Source organism: Ornithinibacillus proteolyticus (assembly GCF_039581225.1).
Classification (GTDB): Bacteria; Bacillota; Bacilli; order Bacillales; family Amphibacillaceae; genus Ornithinibacillus; species Ornithinibacillus massiliensis.
Genome location: NZ_JBCPXV010000083.1, coordinates 1 through 5,797, shown reverse-complemented (window position 1 = coordinate 5,797; position 5,797 = coordinate 1). Strand labels below are relative to the sequence as shown.

The following is a 5,797-nucleotide window of genomic DNA, read 5'->3' as shown; positions in this document are numbered from 1 at the left end:
TTGATGTAGTGGTCGGGAAACCAACTATATCTTATCACGAAGAGAGGCCTTTTTTAATTTTAATACCACGCTATAAGCTCTCCGGAACCCCCGGCATAGCCAGGGGTTTTCAAATGACACAAAAAAATGGTATTAGCCCTCTTAGCCAATACCATTTTATTTTAATAATGGGCAAGCAATCCTTTTTTCATCGCAAACCTTTCACAACGCAGGAACATAAACAGACCTAAACCAAAATAAAATACTGCGTTAAAGACAAGAATTAGAATATCTGCCATTTGAAACTGTGTAATGCTCATTTCATTAATCATAATCGCTCTTACCATATCAATCCCTTTAACAAATGGGAAAAATGCTAAGAACGGCGCAACTGAAATTGATACAAAGGTAAGTGCAGCTAATATGAACTGGAGAATTTGTAAAAATGCTTGAATCTGCTTGAGAATCATTGTTAATCCTGCAATCATGAATCCAAGTCCAAACATACTAATCAAGGTTAAAAAGAATACTGGTAAAATGGAAAGTACATCAATATTTAACCACTGCCCAGAGGTCAGCATACTTACATACAACAAACCGATTATCATGATGAAATTGACAATAGTAATGGAAATTAAACGCGACACCATGATTTTCCATATCCCCATTGGAGACATCCCTAATTGCTCCAGTGTTCCTTGTGTTGCCTCATTCGTAATTTGCCAGCCAATATCATTTACGACGAGCATCGCTAAAAACCAGAAAATATAGTTGACAATCACGTATTGTATATTGGCATCTTGTGTACTTGGGTCACCAATTAAGGTAATACCAAAGAACATGCCTAGAAATATGACGTAAAATGTGACTAGAATCGCTATCGTGTTCGGTAGGTATCGTTTTAATAGAATATACTCTCTTTTGATATTCGCTTTAAGCACGTTCAGGAATCGCATGTTCTTCCTCCCCCTTTACAATCTTCAAAAACACTTGTTCAAAATTAATCGTCTTCCGATCAATCGTGTCTACTGGTATTTGTTCAAGCTTGAGGATATCAAATAATTCATACATTTCCTGGCTATTCGTTAAATCGACTTCCAAATTCGATTGATACGTATCAGGTGTATAGATTAGTTGTGGGAATTTTTCTCGTAATAAGTGATGTTGCTGTTCACTTAAATGGCCATCCAGCTTAATGGAATAGGCACGTACCTCAAATAGCTTCATTAAATTATCTACACGATCATTGGTAACTACTTTTCCATTATTAATAATAACCGTGCGTTCACATAGATCTTGAATGACATCCATATCATGTGAGGTAATAATGATGGTTTTATGCTGTGTCCTGACAATCTCCCGTAGTATTTCACGAACCTCATATCCAGTCTCAATATCAAGACCAAGTGTTGGTTCATCTAATAAAATAACCTCACTACCAGCAAGCATTGCTACTGCAATCGCAAGCTTTTGTTGCATGCCTCGCGACAGACGGTTTACCATTTCATTTTCTTTATCTTTTAAACGGAATTGCTCCAACAGCTCCTCAATCCTACCGGCGACCGATTTGCGAGACTTCCCGCGATTACCTGCAAAATATTCTAGATTTTCTCTTACTGTTAGTCGCCAATACAAGTTACGATTTCCCTCTAGAACAGCACTAATATGCTCCCGTGCACGTAGCCGCTTCTTCTGATTATCAATGCCATTAATGGTAATCATGCCACTATCTGGGACAACTAATCCACAGATCATTTTAATGGTCGTCGTTTTCCCTGCACCATTTGGTCCGAGTAATCCAAGAATTTCTCCTTGATTTACAGTAAACGAAATATCATCTACTGCTGTGATCATCTCTTTTGTCTTCCGCTTCTTGTAGGACTTTCTCAGATTTTTAACTTCTACAATAGCTTTCGTCATTTCTTCCATCCTTTCTACATAAGCTCAAGTCAATTTCTACTTTTATTTTAACGGACCCCATTCCACCCTCACCACGGCCCATGGTTCGAAACGAATTCAGACTTAAGACGGAGAAAGAATAATATTCCAGTTGGAAAGGTGCTTATATAATGGGAAGGCTGTTCTTTCATGGGGTTTCGTAAAGGAAGGGATTATTTTTAGGGGTCATACAAGTTGCGTTGGGATTTCTGGCATAAAATACTTCCGTACCATGGAGAGAATTTGTGGAGTTAATAAGATATATGAAGGCTACTAGGGAGGTGCTCTCTCTAGTAGCCTTGTTTCATCTAGCTATCCGAATATACTGCTGTCTGTCCTTTGCAAATCTTTCAATCAATCCCCGTGCCTCTAAATCAAGCTTGACTGCTGTTACATACCAAGTTACCGAGCCCTCCCATTTATCACGAAGCTTTTCATGGATGACATTGGCAAGCTCTTTAAAAGCTATCTCCCCATAATCTGTAATGGTTTCAAGCATGACTTCCTTCATCACATCATATTTCGCTTTTACAATATGACTACCTTTCTTGCCTTCTGGATGCAATAGCTGAATTCTTTCCATTTCTATCCTCCGAATATCGCTTTACCATAGACGAGTAAATCCTCATAGGGATCATTTCCTTTCATTCCTAATACCTGACAAAATGCTGGCTCTGTTTTTACACCCTGTTGCTTTAACTGGATTACCTGTTCTTTTATCTGTGGGTATTGTTCAAGTAGCATGTGTTCGATTACCATATGTCTGTAGGCATTTTGTTTATCGGTAGGAACAGCTTGACCAAATAATTCAAAATCAAATCCGCAGTATTGAAAATTAGCCTTTATGACGCGCTCGCCTCTTATCTCTGTTTCTTTCACTCTAAAGTCTTTCTTATCGTGGTAAAGAGATACAATTTTTTTCGTAAAGCCTTGATAATCATGAACTTCCATAATGATATCTAAATCGGACTGTTCGACATCTATTCCTAACGGCAGTGTTCCACAAAGGACCGGATGATACGGGGCCAAATCCTCTAGTACATTCAGTTTTTTAATGGCATCATATGCCCTCTGTTGTCTCTTTGAACCAGCTTTTAATGCTGTTAACGAATCAAACATAGTCCCCTCCTAAAATTGAATGCTGATCGTTTTAAATGTATGTATCCCAGTACCATGCCTCACTAAATCTTTGCGCCGAAGCTCATATACTGCATCCTGTGCCTCAAACAAAATACTCGGATCTAGTCCTAATGTATTATGGGAGCCAAATACGCGTTGGACTTGTAAATAAGAAATACGCTCTAACGAATCAAGTAATGCTACTGGATCTGTTGTTGGATAAAACGCATATATCGGTGTATCGGTATAGAGTAGATCACCTGTAAATAAATATTCCCGGTCATTATCGAGGACACAAATATGTCCTGGTGAATGACCTGGTGTATGGAAAATGGACAATAAGCGATCACCTAAATCAATCAAGTCACCATCGGAAAGCAGAGCGGTTGGTTTCCCTGTAAATGGTGTATATGTATTGGGATTAAATTCTGGTGGTGTATCTACCGTAATATCACGCCCGATATCTTTACGAATCTGCTCAATAGATAATCCTTTAATTCCATTTATCAACCAGTCCTCTTCTGCATGATGAACTAATAACGTATCATATAGTCCATGGCCACCAATATGGTCTGCGTGGACATGGGTTGTAATGACCACAATAGGTAAATCAGTCAACTGATCGGTAATTCGCTTTATATTATCAATCCCGAGCCCAGTATCAATTAAGGCAGCCTTTTCCGTTCCAATTAACAGGAAGGAGTGTACCTTCTCCCAGTGACCATATTCACTAATCGCAAATGTCGTTGCGTCTATTTCTTCAACCGTAAACCATCTATCCTTTATTATCGACATGGTAATCCCCCTCGTAACAAACTATATCATTAATAATAGGCCATCTAATAGACATTATCAATAATTCCTCAGGACATTCGTTCGCCATTTTCTTCCCTTACCTATTAGCTCTATCTATCCATAAGAACCCTTCTCTATTATCTAAGTGCTCTCCTCATCCTATTACGTGTTCCGAGTAATTCACTAGCTTTCGCACTAAAAAAGACAGCCTCCTGACTGTCTTTTTGGTTTTTATAAGCCATGGTGTGGATTATGATTTTGACGCGAATGATTTCGATTTTTCACCTTTTTCGATCCGTCTAATCCTTCGCCATATGGCATTTCTGGTGCTTTTGGTAGGTTGGGTTGCTCTTGTTGCTTCGGCCCTTTAGGTCTTGAACTCATGCTCTTCCTCCTTTCCAACTATAGCGTTAGTTTTGGGAGTGGGGAAGATATTATACATATAGAAAAGGTAGTAGTCATCAAGCAGATGAACTACTACCCTTCAAGTAGAAAAGAGGCTTTTTAAATAGACTACTTACATTAGCTTACGGAGCTAATACAGATACAATCGCAATTAACAAGATGATTGGCGTAAAGATTAGGAACCAAAAGAATAGTAATAATAATGCTGCAATCATTAACTAACACCTCCTAAAGCCTTTTAGTGAGGCCTCACATTAATAAGTTATGTCCGGTGGTAGCTTTAGATTGGACGAAATAACCTCTCTATTAAAAAATGGTTATTTTCAGTAGGATTTATAACCTATTAACGCTATTTCTAGTAGGCAAGCATATATTTTTCCATACAAACTAGACTCACGCACTTACCGAGTGTTAAAGAACTGCGTACCTTTGTAATGAAGGAAAAGAAATAAAGGTGGTGATGAATTTGAAAACGATATCCTTTAAGCGTACTGCAGCTGGAAAATACCGTGAATTCAAACGAAATCGGTATTACCAATCCTCCACTACCGTTTTTAATGAAGCTCCAAACTATTCCAACACCCCTCCAAATCCCAATAATCAAGAAGCCACCCCACCGTCACCTGCTTTTTTTGAGCGATTAAAGCATGAATGGCAAAGCAATAATCTCCATACAGAATGGTTGGGAGGTTTACAAGCATTATTCCACGCGCTGCAGTCTGAGGAAGGAAAGAAATATAGGCAAGTACTAGTAGATGGTGTCGGTAAAGTAGCGAAAAAAATCCCTTATGAAAAGGTGGTGAGCATGATGGCAAAGGATCAAAATCTAAGTGAGCTGTTAAAGAATTTAGGCGGAGATGGAAATGCTTCTGACTTATTATCCAATATGATGAAGGATCCAGACATGAGAAAAGCTGCGATGGATATGATGCAGGAAATGCTAAGTGACGAAAAGAAAATGGAGGAAATGACAGATTTAATGAGCAAAGTCTTAAAATCGAATAAAGAATAAATGCTTGTCGCCTATTTTATCTACCAATTTTAGTAGAAATAGTGAAAACATACGAACAACTTCTACCTCCTTTCATAAACTGCAACTAGAAAGGAGGTAGTATGATGTTACAAGATGTAAAATGTCAATTAAAACAACTAGTGAAAGGCGCTCATAGCCGTATCGACGCACTTCGCTGCAAAATCTCTTCTTCGTTAAATAAACGCTAACGAATTGCTATAAGCCACCAACCGTATGCTACATCTCTCCTTTTACCATACAGGCTTTGGGCGCATGCTCAAAGCTTTTTATTTCTTACAGGTGGCTAGTTTTCTATCGTGGCTTGTTGGGGGATTGTATTAATGCCCCCATTATAATGAGAATCCTCTTACACCAGAGAGAATTCCAAAAGTCTATTTTACATAAGGTTTAGGAGGATAATGAAAAGAGGCTGGGACAAAACCCCAGTAAATTAATATAAGCATGGTCCTTACCAACGTTTTAACGGTAAGGACCATGCTTATTATTTTTTGCACGCAATTTTCTGATATTAAAGTAAACAAAAAGGAC

Annotated in this window: 7 protein-coding genes; 1 reads left to right on the top strand and 6 read right to left on the bottom strand. The window is 38.3% G+C overall.

Features of this window, described 5'->3' with window-relative positions:
• Nucleotides 1-161: 161 nt before the first annotated feature.
• From AAIB49_RS19215 to AAIB49_RS19190, 6 genes are all read right to left on the bottom strand, one after another.
• On the bottom strand, nucleotides 162-935 hold the full coding sequence (locus AAIB49_RS19215; protein WP_343458993.1) for an ABC transporter permease: 774 nt from the start codon (nucleotides 933-935) through the stop codon (nucleotides 162-164).
• A complete protein-coding gene (locus AAIB49_RS19210; RefSeq protein ID WP_343458992.1) occupies nucleotides 913-1,899 on the bottom strand; it encodes an ABC transporter ATP-binding protein in 987 nt (328 codons plus the stop codon). Before AAIB49_RS19210 ends, AAIB49_RS19215 begins: the two co-directional genes overlap by 23 nt.
• Nucleotides 1,900-2,221: 322 nt before the next feature.
• The gene (locus AAIB49_RS19205; RefSeq protein WP_339216251.1) at nucleotides 2,222-2,500 is read right to left on the bottom strand and encodes a DUF6958 family protein; all 279 of its coding nucleotides are present in this window, start codon (nucleotides 2,498-2,500) and stop codon (nucleotides 2,222-2,224) included.
• Between the two features lie 2 nt (nucleotides 2,501-2,502).
• Nucleotides 2,503-3,036, bottom strand: a complete 534-nt coding sequence (locus AAIB49_RS19200) for a DUF4269 domain-containing protein (RefSeq protein WP_343458991.1) — start codon at nucleotides 3,034-3,036, stop codon at nucleotides 2,503-2,505.
• Between the two features lie 9 nt (nucleotides 3,037-3,045).
• On the bottom strand, nucleotides 3,046-3,831 hold the full coding sequence (locus AAIB49_RS19195; RefSeq protein WP_343458990.1) for an MBL fold metallo-hydrolase: 786 nt from the start codon (nucleotides 3,829-3,831) through the stop codon (nucleotides 3,046-3,048).
• Between the two features lie 231 nt (nucleotides 3,832-4,062).
• Nucleotides 4,063-4,215: a small acid-soluble spore protein P gene (locus AAIB49_RS19190; protein ID WP_339216257.1), complete on the bottom strand. Its 153-nt coding sequence runs from the start codon at nucleotides 4,213-4,215 to the stop codon at nucleotides 4,063-4,065.
• Nucleotides 4,216-4,702: 487 nt separating this feature from the next.
• Between AAIB49_RS19190 and AAIB49_RS19185 the strand changes: the two genes are divergently transcribed.
• Nucleotides 4,703-5,248 (top strand): hypothetical protein, encoded by a 546-nt coding sequence (locus AAIB49_RS19185; protein WP_343458989.1) that lies wholly within the window; start codon nucleotides 4,703-4,705, stop codon nucleotides 5,246-5,248.
• The last annotated feature ends 549 nt before the right edge of the window (nucleotides 5,249-5,797 follow it).